The sequence below is a fragment of the Elusimicrobiota bacterium genome, from assembly GCA_041660925.1.
In the GTDB taxonomy this organism is placed as follows: Bacteria; Elusimicrobiota; Elusimicrobia; order UBA1565; family UBA1565; genus JBAZUV01.
Genome location: JBAZVI010000003.1, coordinates 332,899 through 354,779, shown reverse-complemented (window position 1 = coordinate 354,779; position 21,881 = coordinate 332,899). Strand labels below are relative to the sequence as shown.

20 protein-coding genes are annotated in these 21,881 nt (G+C 70.1%); 6 read left to right on the top strand and 14 right to left on the bottom strand.

From position 1 onward, the window contains the following. The 11 genes from WC969_06690 to gmk form a co-directional block, all read right to left on the bottom strand. A partial coding sequence (locus WC969_06690; GenBank protein MFA6029520.1) for a hypothetical protein occupies positions 1-264 on the bottom strand: 264 nt, incomplete at its 3' end. A 34-nt stretch (positions 265-298) separates the two neighbouring features. Beyond that, on the bottom strand, positions 299-1,012 hold the full coding sequence (locus tag WC969_06685) for a hypothetical protein (protein ID MFA6029519.1): 714 nt from the start codon (positions 1,010-1,012) through the stop codon (positions 299-301). A 385-nt stretch (positions 1,013-1,397) separates the two neighbouring features. After that, positions 1,398-2,123 (bottom strand): response regulator transcription factor, encoded by a 726-nt coding sequence (locus WC969_06680; protein ID MFA6029518.1) that lies wholly within the window; start codon positions 2,121-2,123, stop codon positions 1,398-1,400. A 66-nt stretch (positions 2,124-2,189) separates the two neighbouring features. Then, positions 2,190-3,071: a FecR domain-containing protein gene (locus tag WC969_06675; protein MFA6029517.1), complete on the bottom strand. Its 882-nt coding sequence runs from the start codon at positions 3,069-3,071 to the stop codon at positions 2,190-2,192. After that, on the bottom strand, positions 3,068-4,237 hold the full coding sequence (gene tyrS, locus WC969_06670; protein ID MFA6029516.1) for a tyrosine--tRNA ligase: 1,170 nt from the start codon (positions 4,235-4,237) through the stop codon (positions 3,068-3,070). Before tyrS ends, WC969_06675 begins: the two co-directional genes overlap by 4 nt. Positions 4,238-4,295: 58 nt before the next feature. Further along, the gene (locus WC969_06665; protein MFA6029515.1) at positions 4,296-6,539 is read right to left on the bottom strand and encodes a DUF2723 domain-containing protein; all 2,244 of its coding nucleotides are present in this window, start codon (positions 6,537-6,539) and stop codon (positions 4,296-4,298) included. Then, a complete protein-coding gene (gene priA, locus WC969_06660; GenBank protein MFA6029514.1) occupies positions 6,536-8,557 on the bottom strand; it encodes a primosomal protein N' in 2,022 nt (673 codons plus the stop codon). The genes WC969_06665 and priA overlap by 4 nt, the downstream gene beginning before the upstream one ends. Positions 8,558-8,561: 4 nt before the next feature. Beyond that, positions 8,562-9,290 carry a methyltransferase domain-containing protein gene (locus tag WC969_06655; GenBank protein MFA6029513.1) on the bottom strand — a complete coding sequence of 243 codons (729 nt, stop codon included), beginning with the start codon at positions 9,288-9,290 and terminating at the stop codon, positions 8,562-8,564. Continuing rightward, positions 9,287-10,072, bottom strand: coding sequence for a uracil-DNA glycosylase (locus WC969_06650; protein MFA6029512.1), 786 nt, complete (start codon positions 10,070-10,072; stop codon positions 9,287-9,289). Before WC969_06650 ends, WC969_06655 begins: the two co-directional genes overlap by 4 nt. Positions 10,073-10,084: 12 nt before the next feature. Beyond that, a complete protein-coding gene (locus WC969_06645) occupies positions 10,085-10,435 on the bottom strand; it encodes a hypothetical protein (protein MFA6029511.1) in 351 nt (116 codons plus the stop codon). An 11-nt stretch (positions 10,436-10,446) separates the two neighbouring features. Next, complete coding sequence (gmk, locus tag WC969_06640) at positions 10,447-11,052, bottom strand: guanylate kinase (GenBank protein MFA6029510.1); 606 nt, start codon at positions 11,050-11,052, stop codon at positions 10,447-10,449. Between the two features lie 56 nt (positions 11,053-11,108). On the opposite strand from gmk, the gene WC969_06635 reads away from it, so the two are divergent. The 6 genes from WC969_06635 to WC969_06610 are packed head-to-tail and all read left to right on the top strand — an operon-like array spanning position 11,109 to position 17,891. After that, positions 11,109-12,368 (top strand): competence/damage-inducible protein A, encoded by a 1,260-nt coding sequence (locus WC969_06635; protein ID MFA6029509.1) that lies wholly within the window; start codon positions 11,109-11,111, stop codon positions 12,366-12,368. A gap of 13 nt (positions 12,369-12,381) precedes the next feature. After that, complete coding sequence (gene rpsO / locus WC969_06630) at positions 12,382-12,645, top strand: 30S ribosomal protein S15 (protein MFA6029508.1); 264 nt, start codon at positions 12,382-12,384, stop codon at positions 12,643-12,645. Between the two features lie 2 nt (positions 12,646-12,647). Next, positions 12,648-14,897: a polyribonucleotide nucleotidyltransferase gene (gene pnp, locus WC969_06625; GenBank protein MFA6029507.1), complete on the top strand. Its 2,250-nt coding sequence runs from the start codon at positions 12,648-12,650 to the stop codon at positions 14,895-14,897. Positions 14,898-14,917: 20 nt separating this feature from the next. Further along, complete coding sequence (gene accB, locus WC969_06620; protein MFA6029506.1) at positions 14,918-15,415, top strand: acetyl-CoA carboxylase biotin carboxyl carrier protein; 498 nt, start codon at positions 14,918-14,920, stop codon at positions 15,413-15,415. A 1-nt stretch (position 15,416) separates the two neighbouring features. Further along, a complete protein-coding gene (locus WC969_06615) occupies positions 15,417-15,647 on the top strand; it encodes a hypothetical protein (protein ID MFA6029505.1) in 231 nt (76 codons plus the stop codon). A 6-nt stretch (positions 15,648-15,653) separates the two neighbouring features. Then, positions 15,654-17,891: a DNA translocase FtsK gene (locus tag WC969_06610; protein MFA6029504.1), complete on the top strand. Its 2,238-nt coding sequence runs from the start codon at positions 15,654-15,656 to the stop codon at positions 17,889-17,891. Positions 17,892-17,948: 57 nt separating this feature from the next. Here WC969_06610 and WC969_06605 read toward each other — a convergent pair whose 3' ends face one another. The 3 genes from WC969_06605 to WC969_06595 all read right to left on the bottom strand — a co-directional run bounded on the left by WC969_06605 (position 17,949) and on the right by WC969_06595 (position 21,875). After that, a complete protein-coding gene (locus WC969_06605) occupies positions 17,949-18,701 on the bottom strand; it encodes a DUF3298 domain-containing protein (GenBank protein ID MFA6029503.1) in 753 nt (250 codons plus the stop codon). Positions 18,702-18,765: 64 nt separating this feature from the next. Continuing rightward, complete coding sequence (locus WC969_06600; GenBank protein MFA6029502.1) at positions 18,766-20,610, bottom strand: citrate/2-methylcitrate synthase; 1,845 nt, start codon at positions 20,608-20,610, stop codon at positions 18,766-18,768. A gap of 5 nt (positions 20,611-20,615) precedes the next feature. Beyond that, positions 20,616-21,875, bottom strand: coding sequence for an ATP citrate lyase citrate-binding domain-containing protein (locus WC969_06595; GenBank protein MFA6029501.1), 1,260 nt, complete (start codon positions 21,873-21,875; stop codon positions 20,616-20,618). Positions 21,876-21,881: the final 6 nt, after the last annotated feature.

The window sequence follows — 21,881 nt, the reverse complement described above, 5'->3', positions numbered from 1 at the left end:
GATCGTCACCGACGCCGGGCTCACGAAGTACGCCGTCGCCCCCAGCGCCAGCGAGAGGCTCATCGTCCCCGGCGTGTCCGCGTCGCTGAACCGCGTCGTCGTCGTGTCCACGTCCACTCCCAGGTCCACCGAGGGCGTGATCGTGATCGTCAGCGAGTCCGAGTCGTTGCTCGGATCCGTGTCCGCCCACGCCCCTCCCGCGCACAGCAGCCCCAGCGCGAACGCGAGCAGCGCTCCCGTCAGTCCCTTCATCGTCGTTTTCATGTCAGTCTCCTTTGGGTCCGGAATGTCCGTCGCGTCAATTCGTCCGACCGTTCACGGCCGTCACCGTCAGCACGACCCTCTGCTCCGTTGCCACGCCCGAAAGAGGCGGGAGGTCCAGCCGCAGCCAGAGCTGCCGCACCGTCCCGACCGTCAGGTTGTCCACGTCGGCGCCGTCGGTCATGTCTCCGTTGGCGATCTCATAGCGGTTGCTCGCTCGAAGATTCGACTCCGACCCTTGCGTCTCGCCCGCGGTCTGCGCCGAACCGGTGACGAGATGGCGCCCCGCGTCCGAGCCGAACTCCGCCTCGACCGGATTCGAGGCCTTGTTCACCGCGAAGAGCGCGTAGAGCTGGAGCGCGTCCGCGTTCGCCGTCTCATCGCCGTCCACCGTCCACTGGTCGATGCCGGCGGCCTGGAGCTGGACCTCCTGGTTGTTGAAATTGCCCAGCACCGTCATCGTCGCGGGGCTGATGAAGTAGGCGGTGGCGCCCAGGGGGAGCGTCAGCGAGAGAGTCCCGGGGGCGTCGGAGTCGCTGAAGCGGACGGTGGAGGTATCGATGTCGACGCCGAGGTCGATGGCGGGGGTCAAGGAGATCGTGAGGACGTCGGAGTCGTTGGAGGGGTCGGGGTCGGCGAAGGCGGCGAGGGGGGAGAGGGCGGCGAGGAGGGCGAGGACGGCGAAGGCGGCGAGGCGCTTCGCGCCTCCCGCCTTCTGTCCGTTCCGCATCTGCGTCGAGCTCGGCCTCATGTTCTCTTACGCGCTACGTCTCGCGCGCGTATAGGAGAGTATGGTCCGAACGGGTCTACTTATCCCGATAGTCCGACGGAGCTTTTGCGAAGAAACATTCGCAGGGATTTCGCAAATTATACGGCGAAATCAGCTTGACAACGACACTACATGCTAACGCAAGATAGAATATGGACTCTGGATATTCGTGCTTATTTGTTTGTCTAGTGTCATATTCTGCTTATTATTACTTATTACCGAATTATGAAGGGAGATCTCGCGCGATTTCGGACACGATGCGCTGCGCGGAAGGCAGACGACCTCGGATCGTCGATCGGCGCGCAGGACCGTGAGGGAGGAGTCTGCGGCAGCCCGCCCAGGTGATCGCGTCCGGATGAGCCCAGGCTTATCGCTGAGGGGCGCGGGCGAGCTTCTGATCGTCGGCCGGAGCGGGGGAGAAGCGGTAGCCGACGCCGTGTACGGTGCGGATGCATTGGCCGAAGGCGCCGAGCTTGCGGCGCAGGGTCTCGACGTGCTTGTCGAGGGTGCGCGTCTCGACCCCTTCGGGGTACTTCCAGACGGCCTCGAGGATCTCCGTGCGCTTGAGGGCCTTGTCGCGGTTGCGGGCGAAGAACGAGAGGAGGTCGAACTCCAAACGCGTGAGCAGGACTTCCTGGCCGTCGCAGAGGACGACCCGCTCGAGGAGGCGGACGGTGAGGCCGCCCGCCTGTACGACGGCGACGGGGTCCTCGGAGAGCGCGCCGCTCCAGATCTGACGACGCAGCAGCGTGCGCACGCGCGCGAGGAAGACCTGTCCGTTGAACGGACGCATGAGATAGTCGTCGGCGCCCGCGTCGAGGAGCTCCACGACGTCGCCGAGCGTCCCGCGCGGGTCCACCTGCAGGATGGGCACCCGGCGCGTGGCTTCCTGGGCGCGCAGCGCGCGCACCAGAGAGAGGGCGGCGTCCTTGGAGGGCACGCCGTCGACGACGACGAGGGCGGCGCGGGAATCGGCGGCGGCGCGGGCGGCTCCGGAGGGGTCGCTCAGCTGGACCTGATGGCCCTGTGCCGAGAGAAGGTCCCGGATCTGGTGGCAGAGTTTGGAGTCGATCCCAGCGATGAGGATGTTCAAGCGATGTCCGCCGCGCTCATGCGCGGCATCTGTAAGTATAACAAACTGCGCGCGCGTCCGGGGCGGCTAGGGACGTCCGTCCGGCCGGCGGCGCCGGTCCTGGCGCCGCTGTTGAGCGCCCTGCCGCATTTCCTGACGGCGCCCCTGCCGCTGTTCTCCACGCTCCATGCGCTGTTCGCCGCCCTGCTGCGGCTGCCCCGCTCCCCGCCCGTCCTTGCGCCGTTCGCGCTTCTCCTGGAGGCGTTCGCGGCGCTCCTGGAGCTTCCCGGCGCGGCGCTCCATGAACGAGCGGCGCAGCTCGCGGCGGCGCTCGACGGGGAGGGCCTTCCAGGCCTTGCGGACGGTCTCGCGGCGCTCCCGCAGCCGCACGATGCGCGCGCGCAGCTTCTTGAAGCGCTTGAGCGCGGCGGGACGGCCCGGCGCGCGCCCGCGCAGGACCTGCGTCTCCTGGTTCGCGGAGAGTTCGGTGCTCCCCTGCTCGCCGCTCACCTCGACGCGGCCCTCGTCGAAGACGCCGACGCGGGTCTCTCCCTCCTCGGGGACGTCGACGGCGAACTCGGTTCCGCGCACCGCGGCGACCGCGGAAGGGGTGCGCACGCGCAGGGAGCGGCCCGCGGCCAGTTTCTTGAGCTTGGCCGTCAGCGAGCCGAGCTTCAGCGAGAGCCACGACTCCTTCTCGTCGAGGGACTCCACGGTGAAGACGCTCTTCGGGCCGATCTCGACGAGGCTCTCCGAATCGAGCGCCACCTCGGCGCGGCCGTCGGCGCCGGTCTCGATGCGGTCGCCCGCGTCGAGCGGCATGTCGGTCTCGGGCTCCGAGGACTCCTCGGCGCCGGCGGGGTAGACGACGACCTCTCCCTCGGACTTCGTCAGGCGGGCGTCCCAGCCGCCGTCCTCGGCGCGCGCGCCGGGGACGAGGAGGAGCAGCGAGAAAAGGAGCGCGTTCATGCGGGGAACCTCACTTTCTGGAATCTGTGCTTGCCGACCTGGAGGACGACCTCCGTCCCGCCGCGAGGCCCGATCGGGTCGTCCTTCTTCATCTGCTCCCCGTCGATGCGAAAACCGCCCTGCTCGATCAGCCGCTGAGCTTCCTTCCTGGACGCGGTCAGCTTCAGCTCGACGAGGAGCGCGCTCCATTTGAAGCCGACGGCGTCCTTCGGGGCCTCGGCGGTCGGGATGTCGTCGGGGAGCTTCTTCTTCGAGAAGGTCTCGTCGAAGAAGGCGCGCTCGGCCTTCGCGGCCTCGGCGCCGTGGAAGCGGGCGGTGAGCTCCTCGGCGAGGCCCTTCTTCGCCGCCATGGGATGCTCGGCCTTCACCCCCGCGAGATCGCGGGCGGTGAGGAGCTCGTAGTAGACGAGCATGCTCTCGTCGGAGAGCTTCATGACCTTCCCGAAGACCTCGCGGGCGCTCTCGCTCAGAGAGATGGCGTTGCCGTAGGACTTCGACATCTTCTTCACGCCGTCGAGGCCGGCGAGGAGGGGGACGGTGAGCACGACCTGCGGCTCCTGGCCCGCGTCCTTCTGCATGGCGCGGCCCATGAGCAGGTTGAAGAGCTGGTCGTTGCCGCCGAGCTCGACGTCCGCCTTGATCGCGACGGAGTCGTAGCCCTGCATGAGCGGGTACATCATCTCGAGGAGGGTGATCGGGGTCCCGTCCTTCATCCGGACCCGGAAGTCCTCGCGTTCGAGGAGCTGGCCGACGGTGTGGCGGCGCAGCTCGGAGAGGAGGCGCTCGCGCACGAAGGGCTCGAGCCACTCCGAGTTGAAGCGGACTTCGGTGCGCGACTTGTCGAGGACCTTGAAGGCCTGGTCGGTGTAGGTGCGTGCGTTCGCCTGCACGGCCGCCGCGTCGAGGGTGGGGCGCGTGGCGTCGCGGCCCGAGGGGTCGCCGATGCGGGCGGTGAAGTCGCCGATGATGAGCACGGCGGTGTGCCCGAGGTCCTGGAAGGCGCGCAGCTTCGAGAGGGCCACGGTGTGGCCGAGGTGGAGGTCCGGGCTCGTCGGGTCCACGCCGAGCTTCACGCGCAGAGGCGTCCCGCGCTTGAGCTTGCGGCTCAAGTCCTCCTCGCTGACGAGCTCGACGGTGCCGCGCTTGAGGGCTTCCAGGGCGTTCATGAGGCCGATGGTACCAATTCCAGACGGGTTTCTGAACGGCGGGGGGGTACGGCTGGGCCTAAAGCCGCTGGAGCATGCTCTCCGCTTCGGCGCGGGCGGAGGGGTCCGTCTCGAGGGAACGGTAGGCCTCGAGCGCGGCGCGCGCGCGCGCGCGGTCGCCGAGCTTCGCGTAGGCCAGCGAGAGGTTGTAGTACGCGTTGGGGTAGCGAGGGGCGCGGTCGAGCAGACGCAGCCACTGCGCGACGGCGTCCTCGGCGCGGCCCGTGCGGAGGTAGACGAGGCCGAGGTCGTTGGCGGCGTCCACGACCCCCGCCTTCGCGGCCTCGGAGAAGACCGCTTCGGCCTCGGGGTAGCGGGCGCCCAGCAGGAGCGCGCGGCCGAGGTTGTAGCGGACCTGCGAGGACTCGCGCTCCCTCAGCGACGCGCGGTAGCAGCCCTCGGCGGCGGCGAGGTCGCCGCCGGCGAGCGCCGCGTTGCCCCGGTTGTTCCAGGCCTCGGGGAGCCAGGGTCCGATCGAGAGCGCGCGCAGATAGACGCGCCCGGCCTCCGCGTCGCGGCCCGAACGCTGGACCTCGATGCCGAGGTTGTTGAGGGCGCTGGCCCAGTAGGCGCTCGTGTGCCGGCTGAAGAAGTCCTCGCGCGCCGGCGCGGGATGGCGGCGCAGGAGGGCGTGAAGGCGCAGGGACTCCTCGACGAGCCGCGCCGACTCGGCGGGGGTCGGGGTCGCCGGGCTCAGGCGGTAGGAGAGCCCGAGGGGGAAGGCCCGCAGGCCGTTCGGGGCCTTCTGCGGGAGGTCCGCGCGCAGCGGCCGCCCGTCGGCGAGCGCCCGGCCCACGACGCCGGCATAGAACGCCTGCCCGCTGAGCGCCTCGCCGGACGGGACCAGCGCGGGATGGCGGCGGCGGAACTGCTCGTAGCCCCAGCGCGTCCGGAAGTAGAGGAACGGCGTCACGTCGGGCCGCAGGCCGTGCGCCTGGAGCAGGTAGCTCAAAGTGAAGGCGGTGGGGTCGTCGGGATCGACGAGCAGCGCGCCGGGGGGCAGCGAGGAAAGGAGCCCGTGCCCGTAGTCCCAGGCCGTGTAGTCTCCGCGCCGGCTCCACGCCGCGTCGCCGCGCGGGAAGCTCCAGCCGGCCGCGACCAGCGCGAGGAGGACGGCGAGAGCGGCGGGAGAGGTCCAGCGGCGCAGGAGGTCGCGAAGCGCGAGTCCGGCGAGCAGCGCGGCGAAGAGCAGGGGCAGCATGAGATGCGGCTCCAGGATCGCGTAGGTCTCCGGGAGAGCGGGGTCGAGGTTGGCCCAGACGATGAAGAGCGGGCCGGAGAGGAGGAAGGCCGCGAGCGCGGCGAGCGCGAGGCGGCGGCGCGAAGGCCCCTCCCCGCCGGAGAAGGCGCGCAGCGCGCCCCAGAACAGGAGGAGCGCTCCTGCCCAGCCGAGCTCGGAGACGAAGATCCGCGCGCTCAGACGCAGCCCGTCGAGCCAGCCCGCCGCGAGGAGGAGCCCCGCGGGCCGCTCCGGATGAAGGCGCACCCCGCCGTAGTCGGCGCGGACCAGCATGCGCAGGAAGGGCTCCAGTGAACGCGGCTCGCCCCAGTCGAGGACGGGGGATCGCCAGGAGCGCACGGGAAGATAGGCGAAGAGCAAGAGGCCCGCCCCGATGAACAGTGCGCAGAGGCCCCACAGGCGCCAGGGGACTCCGCCTTCGGCGCGAGCGCGCGGAGGCGCCGCGGCGAGGAGCAGGACTCCCGCGCCGAGCAGGGTCTGATGCCCGGCCGCACCGACTCCGAGCGCGAGCGCGGCGGCGCACACCGCGCGTTCGGCGGGCGGCGGGCCGACGGGGGAGAGGAGGAGGACGACGAGCGCTCCGAAGAAGGCGAGGAGACTGTACATCTCGGAGACCACGCAGAGGTGGCGGAAGGCCGGCGCGAGCGCGAGGAGGAGCGCCGCGCAGGCCGCGGAGAGGAGGTCCCTCCCGGAGGGCGTCTCCCCGCGGGGACGCCGGGTGAGCGCGAGATAGAGGGCGAGGGCGGCCAGCGCTCCGAGGAGCGCGCTGAGCGCGTGGAGGCGGTAGGCGGGGTTGCCCGCGGCGCAGAGCCACAGCCAGGTCCGCCCGAGCAGGGCGTAGAGCGGGTAGCCCGGAGGATGAGCGACCCCGAGCGTGAGGGCCGCGGCGGCCAGGTCGCCCGAGTCGCGGTAGGGGGAAAGGGTCGGGTAGGCGCTCGCGAGATAGGTCGCGAAGACCCCCGCGAAGAGGGCCGTCCCGACGGGGGCCCGGAGGTCCGGAGCGGGGCGCTCGTCGGTCTTCATACGAAGTCGTAGGGGTCCACGTTGATCTTCAGGCGCACCGACGAGGGCGGGTCGAGGGAACGCAGGGTCTCGCGCGCGGCGTCGAGGCGCGCGGGGTCCACTTTGAGGAGCAGGTGCCAGCGGTGGCTGCCCTTGTAGCGCGCGAGCAGGCCGGGCGCGGGGCCGATGACGCTCTCCTCGCCGAGCGCCGCGCGCAGGACCGCGGCGGAGTCCTCGGCGCCGCTCTTCACCGCGGCCTCGTTCTTGCCCGAGAAGACCGCGCGCACCAGCACGGCCGCCGGAGGATAGCGCAGCTCGCGGCGGAACTCGAGCTCCTGCCGGCAGAAGCCCGCGTAGTCGCCGCGCGCGACGGCCTGTATCGCGTAGTCCGTCGGGCGCGCCGTCTGCAGAAGGACCTCTCCCGGATGCTCCGCGCGGCCGGCGCGGCCGGCGGCCTGCAGGAGGAGCTGGACGGTGCGCTCGGCCGAGCGGAAGTCGGGCATGTGCAGCATCGTGTCGGCGTCCACGACGCCCACGAGCGTCACCCGCGGGAAATGAAAGCCTTTGGCGACGAGCTTCGTGCCGACGAGGACGTCGGCCTCGCCGCCCAGGAAGCGCCGGTAGACCTCGGCGTCGCCCCGTTCGGCCGAAACGTCCCCGTCGAGGCGCAGCGCGCGGACCCCGGGAAGCGTCGCGCGCAGCTCGGAGATCACCTTCTGCGTCCCGATGCCCGCGAAGGCGAGCGCGTCCTTATGGCATTCGCCGCAGAGCTTCGGCACGGGTCCCGAGCGCCCGCAGTGGTGGCAGCGCAGCGTGTAGCCGAGCAGGCCGTCGTGGTGGTGGATGAGCGCCACCTCGCAGGCGGGGCAGCGCGCCACCCAGCCGCAGCGGCGGCAGATCGCGAAGTTCGAGAAGCCGCGGCGGTTGACGAGGAGGATGGACTGCTCGCGCCGCTCCAGGCGGTCCTTGAGCGCCTGCAGGAGGTCGGGGCCGAGGCAGCCCGAATGCGGGCGGTCGAGGATGCGCACCGGCGGCGCGAAGGTCCCGGCGAAGACCCGCTCGCGCATCTCGATGAGCTCGATCTCCCCGCCGCCCCCGGATTCCTGGAAGGACTCGACGGAGGGCGTCGCGCTGCCGAGGACCACCGAGGCGCCGAAGCGGCGGGCGCGCTGAAGGACGACGTCGCGCGCGTGGTAATAGGGGAGCTGGCCGTCCTGCTTGTAGGACTCGTCCTGCTCCTCGTCGATGACGGCGAGGCGCAGCGCGCGGAACGGGAGCAGGCAGGCCGAGCGCGGGCCGACGACGACGCGCACGCCGCCGCGGCGCAGGCCGAACCACACCTCCCGGCGCTCGCGCTGGCCCAGCTGGCTGTGCCAGAGCGCGACCGGCGGAGTCCCCGCGGGCGCGTCCGGGAAGACGGTCTTCGAGAAGTGCTCGAAGAAGGGCCGCGTCAGCGAGATCTCCGGCACCAGGAAGAGCGCCTGGCCGCCGTCGGCGACCGCGCGCCGGATGAGGCGCAGATAGACCTCGGTCTTGCCGGAAGCCGGGACGCCGAAGAGCAGGTGGGCGCTGAACCTGCGCGCGTCGAGCGCCGAGGAGACGCGCGCGAGGGCGCCGCTCTGCGAGGGGGTCAGTTCGAAGGCGGCCGCGGGCGGCGCCGCGGGCTCCAGCTCTCCGAACACCGCCGCGGCTGCGGCCGCGGCTGCGCCCTTGCGCTCGCTCTTGCGGAGGATCTCGGAGGGGAGCAGCGCGCGCACGCACTCCCCGAGGGTGGCGCAGTAGCGGCGCGCGAGCCAGCGCGCGAGCTCGATCATCTCGGGCGTGAGGGAGGGTTCGCTCTCGAGCGCGGCCTCGAGCGCCTTGAGCTTGCGCGGGCTCTCCCCGTCGCGCAGAGAGAGCACGACCCCGACGGCGCTCCGCGGCCCGAGCGGGGCGCGCACGCGTGTCCCCACGGAGACCGCGGACGCGAGCGCGGCGGGGACCTCGTAGTCGAAGCCCCGGTCGAGGAGGAGGGGGAAGCCGACTTCGGCGATGCGCACGGGCCTACCGGTACGCCGTGAACACGAAGTGCGGCGGGAGGTTGCGCAGCTCGAGCTCGGTCTCGAAGCGGCGGAAGTGGGTCTTGAGCACCGGGAAGAGGTGGGTCGTGCACTGGTAGGCGATGAAGCGCCCTCCGGGCCGCAGGAGCGCGCGCGTCTTCGCGGCGAGCTCGTGACGTTCGCGGGGGGAGAGGAAGCTGAAGGGAATCCCCGAGACGATCGCGTCGGCCTGCTCGATGCCGTGCGCGCGGAGGATGCGGTCGATCTGAAGGACGTCGCCGTGCACGGCGACGAGGCGGGGGTCGCGGACCTTCTGCACGAGCGCGCGGACGAAGGGCTCGTTGAGCTCGACGCAGAAGAGGCGGCCGTCCTTCGGCATGAGGTCGAGGATGCGCCGGGTCATCACGCCCTCGGCCGGCCCGTACTCGACGACGACGCGCGGGGAGACCTCGGCGAGCGAGCGCAGGACGCGGTTGACGATGTACTTGGAGCTCGGCATGACCGCGGCGACGGCCCGGTTCGAGAGCATCGCGGCGACGTAGGAGAGCGGGCTGTCCGCGTCGTACTTGAGCAGGCCCTTGCCCGAGAGGAGGTCGCGGCGGAGCAGGCGGCCGAACTCATCGACGCCGTTCTTCAGGCGCGGCTTCAGCCGCTGGCCGAGGAACTGCTCGAGCTCCGTCACGGCCGCGCGGACGCGCGCGGAGGAGCTCTTCGACGACATCCGGGGCATCATGGCGCGGCCTCCAGGAGCTTCTTGAGGGCCTTCATGTCTTCCCAGGCGTCGCGCTTGAGAGACTCGTCGCGCAGCAGCGCGGCGGGGTGGTAGGTCGGCATGACCGGGATGCTCTCGCCGCCCTCGGGGAGGCGGTACTCGCGCCAGGTCCCTCGCAGACGCGTGATCCCGTCGGTCGTGCGCAGCAGCGCCTTCGCGGCGGAGGCCCCGAGGGCGACCATCGCGCGCGGGCGGATGAGGCGGATCTGTTCCTCGAGATAGCCGCGGCAGGCCTCCGTCTCCTCGGGAGAGGGCGGTCGGTCGTTGCCGCGCTTGGAGGGGTCGGAAGGGTCCGCCATCGGATGACACTTCACGACGTTGGCGATGTAGACGGTCTCCCGGGAGAGCCCGATCGCGGCCAGGATGCGGTCGAGGAGCTGTCCGGCCTTCCCGACGAAGGGCTCGCCGCGGCGGTCCTCTTCGAAGCCGGGGCCTTCTCCCACGAACAGCACGCGGGCATGGACGTCGCCGACTCCGAAGGCGGGGTTCAGGCGCTGGGCGCCGAGCGGGCACTTCCTGCACGCAAGCACCGATTCGCGCAGGAGCGCGAATCGGTGTTCGACGCCGGGATCAGCCGCCGTCGACGCAGACGCGACGGCGGCGGGCGCCGCCGTCGAAGAAACAGACGCCGGCCGTCCCGCCGCGGAAGACGGCGGGACGGCCGGCGACCAGTCGGAGTCCTCGAGGACTTCGACGCGCGCACGGAGCTCGCGGACGAGCGCGGAGAGGCGGACCTGCGCCATGCCTCGCCGCGGTCAGTCGCCCTTGCTTTCCCTCTTCTCGCGGCGCGGCTTCTCGTTGGGGTCGGAGGAGGGCACTTCGTGCGGGCACTCCCGCATGCGCTTCTCGAGGTCCTTCATCGAGACCTTGCCGGCGAGCACGTCGTGCATCGCGCGCTCGAGCAGGTCGGTCTGCGTGAGATGACGGTGCTCCTCGAGCTTGCGGAGTTCCTTCGCGTAGTAGGAGATCGGGGCGACGATCTCGTACTTCCCGTCGCGCCGGTCCAGGACCAGCTGCTCCAGGCTGTGGGCCACCATCGCGGTGGTCATCTCCGGCTTCTTCGTCTTCTCGGACTTTTCGGACTTCTCGGCCTTATCCTTCTCCATCCTCATCCTCCTCAGCGTCGTTTCAAGAATCCGTTCGGCGCGCTCCGGCGTCCGGCGCGCAGCCGTTCCGCGGCGATGACGGACTCGATCCGCCGTACGGCATCCGGCAGGCGGTCGTTGACCACCCAGTAATCGTAGCGCGGCGCGGCGCGCATCTCGCGGCGCGCGTTGAGCATCCGCCGCTCGATGGTCGCGCGGTCGGTGTCGCGCCGGCGCAGCAGGCGCCGCTCGAGCGTCCTCCACGAGGGAGGGAAGAGGAACACGGCGACGTTCTCGCGCAGGCGGCGGCGCACCTGCTCGGCCCCCTGCACGTCGATGTCGGCGAGGACGACGCGGCCGGCCGCGACCGCCTTGTCGATGGGACCGCGGGGCGTGCCGTAGTAGTTGCCGTGCACGTTGGCCCACTCGAGGAACTCGCGCTTGCGCAGGAGCCGCCGGAACTCGGCGACGCGCAGGAAGCGGTAGTGCCGTCCGTCGACCTCCCCGCGCCGTGGCTCGCGCGTCGTGCAGGAGACCGAATATCCGAGCGAAGGGTCGCGCCGGCGCAGCCGCCGGCAGACGGTCGACTTTCCCGCTCCGGACGGCGCAGAGATGATCAGCAGGAATCCTTTCGGCATCTATGGGAATGACGTAGAAAAGTCATGATAGCAGTTTTTTGTTATCATGGCGACTCATGAAAGGACGACCGCGGGCCGCACTCGTCTGCGTAGGCACGGAGCTCCTCTCCGGGAAGGTCAACACCCACGCCTCCTGGCTCTCGACGCGCCTGCGCGCCGCGGGCTTCGACGTGCGCTGGGAGGCGACGGTGTCCGACCGCCTCGAGGACGTCCGCGACGCCGTCGCCGCGGCCGTCGCCCGCTCCGAGGCCGTGCTCGTCTGCGGAGGGCTCGGCCCGACCTTCGACGACCTCACGCGCGAGGGCGTCGCGGCCGCGCTCGGCCGCCGCCTCGTCTACCGGCCGGAGCTCTACGCCCGCATCCGGAGCAAGTACCTGCGCTTCCACATGCGCGTCCCCGCGGCCAACCGCCGCCAGGCGTGGCTGGTCGCGGGCGCGCGCGCGCTCGCGAACGAGCGGGGCTCCGCCCCGGGCCAGCTCCTCGAGCTCCCGAAAGCGTCCATCGCGCTGCTCCCCGGCCCCGGCTCCGAGCTCAAGCCGATGTTCGAGGAGGCGGTGCTCCCGGCCCTGCGCCGCCGCTTCGGCCGAGGCGCCGCGCGCAGCACCGCGATCCTGCGCTTCTGCGGCGTCGCCGAATCGGCCGCGGACGAGAAGCTCGGCGCCCTGCTGCGCCGCCCGCCCTCCTGGGCGGAGTTCACCATCCTCGCCGCGCCCTCGCTCGTCGAGCTCCACATCGCCGCCTCGGCGCCCGACGCGCGGCGCGCGCTCGCGCGCAGGGAGGCCCTCGAGCGGCGCGTCCTCGCGCGCCTGCGTCCCTACTACTATGCGCGCGACGCGGAGACGCTCGAGTCCGCGCTCGGCGAGCGGCTCCGCGCGCTCGGCTGGCGCCTGGGCGCCGCGGAATCCTGCACGGGAGGACTCCTTTCGAAGCGCCTCACGGAGGTCTCGGGCTCCTCTTCCTACTATCTCGGGACCGTCGTCGCCTACGACGACCGCGTGAAGACGGCCCTGCTCGGCGTCCCGCGCGTGGTCCTGCGCCGCAGCGGCGCCGTTTCGGCGCCCTGCGCGCGGGCGATGGCGGAGGGCGCGCGCGCGCGCCTCGGGGCCGACGCGGCCGTCTCGCTCACCGGGGTCGCGGGCCCGACGGGGGGGACCCCGGGCAAGCCCGTCGGCCTCGTCTACATCGGGCTCGCGCTGCCCGGCCGGACCCTCGTACGGCGCTTCCTCTTCCCCGGTTCGCGCGAGCAGGTCCGCGAGCGCTCGACGACCAACGCCCTCTGGTGGCTTTACAGGATGCTCCCGAAAGTAATAAGATGACCCCGTTATGACAATGACCAAAACACAGCGAACGGAGATCATCTCCAAGTACAAGAAGCATGCGAAGGACACCGGGACGTCGTCCGTGCAGATCGCGCTCATCACCGAACGGATCCGCCAGATCTCGGACCACCTCAAGTCCAATAAAAAGGACTACGCCTCACAGGTCGGACTGCTCAAGCTCGTCGGCCAGCGCCGGCGCCTGCTGAACTACGTCAAGCGGACCAACCTGCCCGAGTACAACAAGCTGCTCAAGCAGCTCGAAATCAGGAAGTGACCATGTCCAATATCCAGAAGATCTGCCTATCGGAGACGATAGGCGGGAAGGAGATTTCTATCCAAACGGGAACGCTCGCCAAGCAGGCCGGCGGCTCCGTGACCGTCCACATCGGCGGCTCCGTCATCCTCACGACGGCGACCTCCGCCCCGACCCCGAAGCCGGTGAACTTCCTGCCGCTCACCGTCGAATACCGCGAGCGCACCTACGCCGCGGGCAAGATCCCCGGCGGGTTCTTCAAGCGCGAGGCGCGGCCCCGCGACAAGGAGACGCTCTACGCCCGCATGACGGACCGGCCGATCCGGCCGCTCGTCGGCGAGGGCTGGAACTTCGAGACGATGATCTACACGCTCGTCGTCTCCTCCGACTGCAAGAACGACCCGGGCCCGCTGAGCGTCTTCGGCGGCTCGGCCGCGCTGATGCTCTCCGACGTGCCCTTCGGCGGCCCCGTCGCCGGCGTGCGCGTCGCCCGCGTCAAGGGCGAGTTCGTGCTCTTCCCGACGATGGAAGAGCGCGCCGAGTGCGACCTCGAGATCGTGGTCGCCGGCAAGAAGGGCGCGATCCTGATGGTCGAGTCCGGAGCGAAAGAGGTTCCCGAGGACGCCGTCCTCCAGGCCCTCGAGCTCGGGCAGCAGGCCATCGACAAGCTCTGCGACCTCCAGCTCCGGCTGGTGGCCGAGACCGAGAAGGCCGGGCGCAAGGTCGTCAAGCGCACCCCCAACGTCGTCTCCTTCCCGGCGCCGATCGAGACCTGGGTCCGCACAAGCGCGACGCAGAAGCTCAAGGACTTCCTGCACGCGGGCTTCAAGAAGAAGCTCGAGCTCGGGCAGAACATCAAGGTCGTCCACGACGCCCTCGTCCTGGAAGCCGCGCAGATGGGGAAGACGGACCCCGTCTTCGCCGCGGCCGACGTCCCCGTCGTGATCGGGAACGTCCTCCAGGAGATCAAGGCCGAGGAAGGCCGCCGCATGATCGTCCACGAGCGCCGGCGCACCGACGGCCGGAGGCTCGACGAGATCCGTCCGATCACGATCCTGGCCCCCGCGCTGCCCTGCACCCACGGCTCGACCGTGTTCACCCGCGGCGAGACCCAGGCGCTCGTGACCTGCACGCTCGGCACCCCCGAGGACATGCAGATCATGGACGAGCTCGAGGGCGAATATAAGGACCGCTTCATGCTCCACTACAACTTCCCCGGCTGGTCGGTCGGAGAAGTGAAGCCGGAGCGCGGACCCAGCCGCCGCGACATCGGGCACGGCATGCTCGCCAAGCGCGCGCTGATGCCGCTGCTGCCGGCCGACGACAAGTTCCCGTACACCCTGCGCATCGTCTCGGACATCCTCGAGTCGAACGGGTCGTCCTCGATGGCGACCATCTGCGGAGGCTCGCTGGCGATGTTCGACGCGGGCGTGCCGCTCAAGGCGCCCTGCGCCGGCATCGCGATGGGCCTCTTCATGGACGGCGGCAAGCACGCGATCCTCACCGACATCGCCGGTCTCGAGGACCACGTCGGCGACATGGACTTCAAGGTCGCCGGCACGGAGGCGGGCATCACCGCCCTCCAGATGGACATCAAGATCGACGGCGTCACCATTCCGATCATGCGGGAAGCGCTCGAACAGGCCCGCCGCGGGCGCCTGGAGATCCTCAAGACGATGGCTGCGGCGCTGCCGCAGCACCGCCCGGAACTCTCGCCTTACGCGCCGCGCCTCATCCGCCTCCAGATCCCGGTCGACAAGATCGGCATGATGATCGGCCCCGGCGGAAAGAACATCCGCCGCATGATCGAGGAGTACGGCGTAGGCATCGAGGTGGAGGACGACGGCGGCGTGTTCGTGTCCGGCACGGATGCGGACGCGGTCGCCCGCGCGCAGGCCGAGATCGACACGATGTTCAAGGACCCCGAGCTCGGGAAGATCTACAAGGGCCGCGTCGTCTCCTGCGTGGAGTTCGGCGCGTTCGTGGAGATCATGCCCGGACGCGAGGGCCTGCTCCACATCTCGCAGATCGACGTCAACCGCGTCAACAAGGTCACCGACGTCCTTAAGGAAGGCGACGAGGTCGAAGTGAAGGTCCTCGAAGTCACCCGCGAGGGGAAGATCCGCCTGTCGCGCAAGGCGGTCATCTCCCCCGGTTCCGAGGGAGACGCGGCCGCGCCGCGCTCCGAGGGACGCGAAGGCCGTGAAGGCGGACGCGGCGGACGGGGCGGACGCGGCGGCGGCGGACGCGGCCGCGAGCGCTCGCACGCTTAAGACGGCTTAAGGAGGGGGACATGGTGAAGAAGACCAAGCCGACCGAGGCCGCCCCGGCCGCGGACGGCGTGCTGGGAGAGCTCCAGGAGATCTACGGGTTCATGCGCGAGCATGGCCTCGAGGCCCTCGAGCTCGACCGCAAGGACTACCATGTCCGCCTCGTGCGCCAGGGCCGTCCGACGGCGCACGTTCCCGTGCCCGTGGCGATGACCCCGACGGCGGCTCATGCCGCCGTCGGGGCGTCCGCCCCGGCTCCGGCCGCGGCGCTGCCGGCCAACGCTTTCGTCGTGAAGTCTCCGATGATGGGCATCTTCTACCGCGCGGCCTCGCCCTCGAGCCCTCCCTTCGTCAAGGAAGGGGACATCGTGCGGGCGGGCGACGTGCTCTGCCTCATCGAAGCCATGAAGGTGTTCAACGACATCAAGGCCGAGCGGGGCGGCAAGATCCTGAGCATCGCCCTCGAGAACGGCAAGCCCGTCAAGGCGGGCGCCGAACTCTTCGTCCTGGAGAACGTCTGAGATGGACGCGGCCGAGTACTCCGCGGCCGTCGCCGAGGTCTCCGCGCGGGCCCTCGAAGCCCTGAAGGAGCCCCGCACGACCTGGGACCTCAAGATCGAGCTCAAGGTCCCGCACACCGTCCTGCATCTCGCCCTCGGCCGCCTGCTCGCGGAAAGGAAGGTCGCGCTCCGCCCCGAGGGCTACGTCCTCGTCGCCGAGCGCGTACGCAGCGCAGCCCCCACCGCCGCCTGACCCGGGATGCGCGTCTATTACGCATCCGCCGCCAACAAGAAGAAACGGAGGAAGGAAGGGTCCGCCCTGTCCGGAGCCGTCCGCTGGATCCTCGCCGTCGCGGGGACCCTCCTCGTCGCCGCCGCCGTCTATTTCCCCGGCGCCGCCGGGACCGCCGGCCTCGCCGTCCATGACGCCCTGCGGGGCGCCCTGGGCCATACCGCGGCCCTGCTCCCGCCGCTCCTCATCCTCGCCCTCTTCTGGCGCGTCCGCTTCGAGACGGGGCTGATCACCCTCGCCATCGCCTCGACCCTGCTCGTCGTCTCCTCCTCGGTGCTTCTCGGAGAGGCCGGCGTCCTCCTCAAGCGCGAGGGCTGGGGCGGCGCGCTCGGGACGGTCCTCGCCGCCGCGGCGCACTCCGGCTTCGGCGCCCCCGTGACCCTTCTGCTCTGCCTCGGCGTGGCCCTGCTCGGCCTCCAGGTCCTCACCGGGATCTCCGTCTGGCGCCTGCTGGCCTCCGCCGCGAAGCTCGCCGTCGAGGACTACCGCGGCTGGACGCGCAGCCGCCGCGAGCTCAAGGAGATGCTCGCGTCGGCCAAGGCCCGCGCGAAGACGCCGGCGCCCGCCGGGATGGCCCCGGTCCCCGAGCAGGCGAAGGCCGCGCCGAAGCGCGAGGTCTCCATCGACGACGCGCGGCCGCCCCTGCCGCCGGTCATCGAGGCGCCCAAGCCCTCCGAGAAGCCCGTCAAGCTCCCCAAGCCCGGCCCGGCGCGCAGCTCCGGCGACGGGACCTTCAAGCTCCCCTCGCTCGACCTGCTCAAGGCCAAGAAGGCGGGAGCACCGACGGGACGCCCGAGCGACGACGAGATCCGCGAGGCCGTCGCGCAGCTCGACCAGACGCTCGCCAACTTCAAGCTCGACGCCCGCGTCGCGGGCATCAGCCCCGGACCGGTCATCACGCGCTACGAGGTGGCCCCGGCCCCCGGCGTGACGGTGGCCTCCATCGTCTCGCGCGCCAACGACATCGCCCTCTCGATGAAGGCGCGCGGCATCCGCCTCATCGCCCCCATCCCGGGCAAAGCCGCCATCGGCATCGAGATCCCCAACCGCAACCCCGCGACGGTCACCCTGCGCGAGGTCATGGAGTCCCCGGCGCTGGCGATGAACCCCTCGGCGCTCGCCTTCGCGCTGGGCCTCAGCGCCGACGGGGCCCCGCTCGCCGCCGACCTCGAGAAGATGCCGCACATCCTCATCGCCGGAGCCACGAACGCGGGCAAGAGCGTCCTCGTCCACTCGCTGATCGCCTCGATCCTGTTCCGGCGCCGCCCCGACGAGGTCAAGTTCCTGCTCATCGACCCCAAGCGCGTCGAGCTCTCGCTCTACGAGGGCATCCCGCACCTCTACGACCCCAAGGTCGCTCCCAAGGACGTGCGCGTCGTGACGAGCCCCAAAGAGGCCTCGAGTTCGCTGAAGGCCCTCGTCCACGTCATGGAGAAGCGCTACGAGAAGCTCCAGGAGTACCGCGCGCGCGACCTGGCCTCCTACAACGAGGAGGCGGCGCGGCGGGGGGAGCCGCCCGAGTTCCTCATCGTCGTCGTCATCGACGAGCTCGCCGACCTGATGAACCAGACCCGCGACGCCGTCGAGGACTCCATCCAGCGCCTCACCCAGATGGCCCGCGCGGTCGGCATCCACGTCGTCATCGCCACCCAGCGCCCCTCCGTCGACGTCATCACCGGGGTCATCAAGGCCAACCTGCCCTCGCGCTGCGCGCTGCGCGTGGCGACGATGGTCGACAGCAAGGTCATCCTCGACACCAAGGGCGCCGAGTCGCTCCTCGGCCGCGGGGACATGCTCTACATGTGCCCCGGCCAGGACCCCTCGCGCATCCAGGGCTGCTTCGTCTCGAGCCAGGAGATCGCCGCGCTCGTCTCCGACCTCAAGTCGAAGGGCGAGCCCGACTACCCGACGCCGGAGGCGGCGGGCGGTGTGGGGGAGGCCGACCTCTCCAAGTTCAACGTCGAGCCCCTCGAGTTCACCCAGGCCCTCAAGCTCGTGCTCGAGCGCCGGCGCGTGAGCCAGGACCTGCTCAAGTCGCAGTTCGGCTCCTCGGCGCGGGCCACGAACCTCCTGAGCCTCCTCGAGGTGAAGGGCTTCATCTTCAAGCCCGAGGGCTCCAACCGCTGGGACATCCACTTCGACATGATCGAAGACTACATCCGGACCAACTACCCGCAAGTCCGTTTAGATAAACCCGGGATTTAACCCCACAAAAGCCGAGGGGCCGGCCCGCCGTGGGCCGGCCCCTCGACTTTTGTGCGTCTATTTGGGGAGGTATTCGCGCTTCAGGACGCCTTTGAGGTCCGAGAAGGGCACGACGAGGTCGATGGCGCCGCGGGCGTAGGGGAGGACGCTCCCGGCGTCATAGCGCAAGCGCAGGCCTTCGTCCGCGAGCGCGAACTCCCCGGGGAGGGCGAAGCGCCCGTCCTTGAAGAGGAAGCCGGCCGCGGAGAGCTCTCCCTCGGGGACCTTGCGCAGGATCCGCAGGCGCCGCTCCGCGGCCTTCATGAGCTTCGCGAGCGCCCCGCGGCGCAGGAGGTCCTCGAGGAAGAGGCGGCGGCCGCTCGGCGGATCGAAGACCAGGTACTTGCGGACCACGCTCGGGTGCGCGCCGCCCGTGTACGCGGATTCCTCGCAGGAGAGCGAGAGGACCGGCGCCGTCGAGAGGACCGTCGACTCGCGCTGGAGCCACCAGTTGCCCGGCAGCTCGGGGCGGGCGCGGCGGAGCTTCATGTACTGGGCCAGGAGGTCGTTCATCCAGGCCTCGAAGGAGAGGTCGTCCTGCCCTTCGATGATCGAGCGTCCGAGCAGCCCGCGCACCGCGCCGTTGACCGCGTTGAGGGCCTCGCTCGAGGCGCCCGCCTCGAAGAGCGGGTAGGCGAGCTCCGCGCGCACGCACGGATAGTCGCCGCAGCGTCCATAGGATTTCTTGATGTGGACGGGCTGCCAGGAGAGATCCTCGGAATGCGCGGAGGCGGCGCAGAGGAGAACGACGAGAAGGGCGGCTCTTTTCATGCTCCCTCTTATCCTTGCACCCCTCCCTCGAGAGGGAGGGAATAGGGTAGCCGCGGAGGCCTTTTCAGGCCTCCGTGGTCATATAGGCGATGTCGTCGTAGGCCGCGCGGAAGAGCGGCTGCTTGAGGCGCTTCTGGTCGAGGACGTGCCCGATGAGCCCGATCGACCGGCTGACCACGAAGAGCGCGTTGAGGCAGCCGAGCTCGACGATCTCGTCGGCCTCCTTCTTCGTGAAGGCGCCGCTGCCGCGCAGCAGGTCGACGAAGCAGATGCCGATGCAGCCGTCCACGTTGAGGATGAGGTTCGAGCGCTTGAGCGTCGTCAGCTTCTCCACCTCGAGCGCGTAGTCGAGCAGCTCGGTCTTCTTGAAGTTCTTGCGGCAGAAGTCCTTGAGCAGGGTCACGCGCATGTCCGGGTTCTCGAGGCTCTTCACCCGGTGCCCGATGCCGGGGATGTTCTCGTTTCGCTCCTTCATCTCGCGCAGGAAGCGCTCGGGGGTGAGCCCCGCGTCGTGCGCCTTCTTGAACACGCGCGCCGCGTCGTCGATGGCCCCGCCGAAGCGCGGGCCGATGGTGAGCAGTCCCGAGACGAGCGCGCTGATGACGTCCTTGCCCGCGCGCGCGGCCACGATGGCGTTGTGCGCCCCGGAGACGGCCGGGCCGTGGTCGGCGGTGAGCATCATCGCGAGCTCGATGAACTTGCGCGCGTAGGGGGGGAGGGTCTTCTTGAACCAGAGCAGTCCGATGACCCCTCCGACGCCGAGGTCGTCGCCGATGACCTTCGTGATGGGGAGGCCGTTGTACTCCAGCTCCTCCTTGCGGTCGTTGGAGATGGTGTTGATGAAGACGGTCGGCTTGCGGATGCGTCCCTCCTTGAGCGCCTGCGCGTAGTCCAAGGGCAGAGCGGGAGCGGGAACGTCCTCGGCGGGCTTCAGCTTCCTGCGGCGGACGAGGTCCGCGTAGACCCTCCCCAGCTCCTCGGCGTAGTCGTCGAAGCTCTTCGGGACCACGGCCCCCGCCTTGCGCAGCGCCTCGTTCTTCGCGTCGGCGGTCTCGAGCTGCGAGCCGGCCTTCGCGCCGGCGTGGCCGAACTGGACGCCGGCCGGGAACATCTTCGAGCAGGTCCCGGTCACCCAGATGACGAGCGGCTTGCGGATGCGGCCCTTCTTGAGCGCCTCCACGATCTCGAGCTCGCCGGTGCCGCCGAGCTCGCCCAGGGCGGCGATGATCTTCACCTCGGGGATGCGCTCGTAGCGGAGGATGTGGTCGAGGAGCGAGGAGCCCGGCCAGGCGTCTCCGCCGATGGCGACGCCCTCGTAGAGGCCGTCGCTCGCGCGGGCGATGATGTTGTAGCACTCGTTGGAGAGGCCGCCGGACTTCGACACGAAGCCCACGCTGCCGGGGCGGTGGAGCTTCGACTCGACGATGTTCTCGTAGGTGCCCGCGGCGTTGCCGATCTTGAAGCAGCCGGCCTTGATGCCGCCGACGGTGGCCGGGCCGATGACCCACTTGCCCAGCTTCTTCGCGGTGGCCGCCAGGATGCGCGCGCGCCGCTCCGGCACCCCTTCGGCGATGACGGCGACGGTCCGGATCGTGGGGGCCGCGAGGGCCTCCATCGTCGTCGCGAAGGCGCTGCGGAAGGAGGCGAAGTTGACCAGGACGTCGGCCTTCGGGTGCGCCGCCGCCGCCTCGGCGACGGAGCGGTGGACGGGGATGAGGATCTCGGTGCGGCCGAAGAAGGCCTTGTGCCAGCCGTCCTTGCCCGGATCCACGATCGCCGCGACGGACGGCGTCCTGCGTCCGCAGGCGTAGTCGAAGTCGAGCATGCGCACGATGGCGGCCGTCTGGTTGCCGTAGACGATCGCCCGGGTGTCCGGGGTGAAGAGTTCCGCGTCGTCGTGTTTCTTCATCGTCGTCACCCCTTCAGCGCCATCGAGACGATCTTCGTCATGTGCGTCTCCGGGCCGTAGACCTCGATGGGCACGCCCAGCGTGGTCCCGAGCCGGCGCATGCGCTCGAGGCCCTCCTTGTAGTTGGGGCCGCCGCGCCGCACGTAGATGCGGACCTTGTGCTCGACGAGCTTCGCCTTGTACTCCTCGAGGGCCTTGATGATGCCGGTGAAGGTCTTGGCCACATCGGTGAAGTTCGCGATGCCGCCGCCGATGAGGAGGACCTTGCCCTTCGCGTCCTTCTTGCGGGTCATGAGGTCGAGGATGGTGCGCGCGTAGTGGCAGGTCTCGTCGGTGGTCGGGTTGCCCGAATATTCGCCGTAGTTGGCCAGCGCCTTCGAGGCGCCGAGGTCGCAGACGGTGTCGGTGTAGATGACGGAGGCTCCGCCGCCGGCCACCATGAGCCAGACCCGGCCCTCGGGGTTGAGGATCGTGAGCTTCAGCGAGGAGCCGCTCTTCTCGTCGAGACTCTTGATGAAGGCCTCCTCGGGCCGCGAGGAGCTGCCGAAGGCGGCGGGGAACTCGAGGCCGGCCCACAGCTTGCGGCACTCGAAGGCCCCGGTGTCGTCGACCTTCGCGACGAGGTCGAGCGGGACGGGCTCGTCTCCTGCGAAGGTGAAGGGATTGATCTCCAGATAGGTGAAGTGCCCCTCGGCGAAGAGGCGGTGCAGCCCGCGCAGGAGCTCGAGCGTCGCCTCCTGGCGCTTCGCCGCGACGGGGAGCTTCATCGTGAAGCTCCCCGGCTCCTCGAGCACCGGGACGCGGGTCTCGAGGACCTTGTCCCAGTGCTCCTCGACGTAGATGCCGCCCTTCGTCGAGAAGTACACGACGTCGTGCTCCTTCTCCGCCTTGAAGGCGACGTAGTACTCTTCGTCGTCGGCGTGGGGGGTGAAGGGCTCGATGAGGAAGTGCGTGAGCGTCCCTTCGGTCTTGCCCACCGTCGCGCTCTTCTGCATGCGCGCGCGGATCCAGGCCCAGGCGGCCTTCCAGTCGGCGTTCAGGCAGACGAGCCCGTGCTTGCCGCGCTTGCCGAAGAGCTGGTCCGGCTTGACCACCAGCTTCTCCTTCTTCAGCCACGGGTGCTCGGCGAGCAGCTCGCTCTCCTTCGTCTCGGGCGTCACGAGCGCGAGCTTCCGCGCCCGGTCCTCGAAGGAGGGGAAGCGCTCGGAGAGCGCCGTGAACAGCATGCGCTTGCCGTCGTATTCCCGGATGCCGCGCTGGGCCATGGTCGT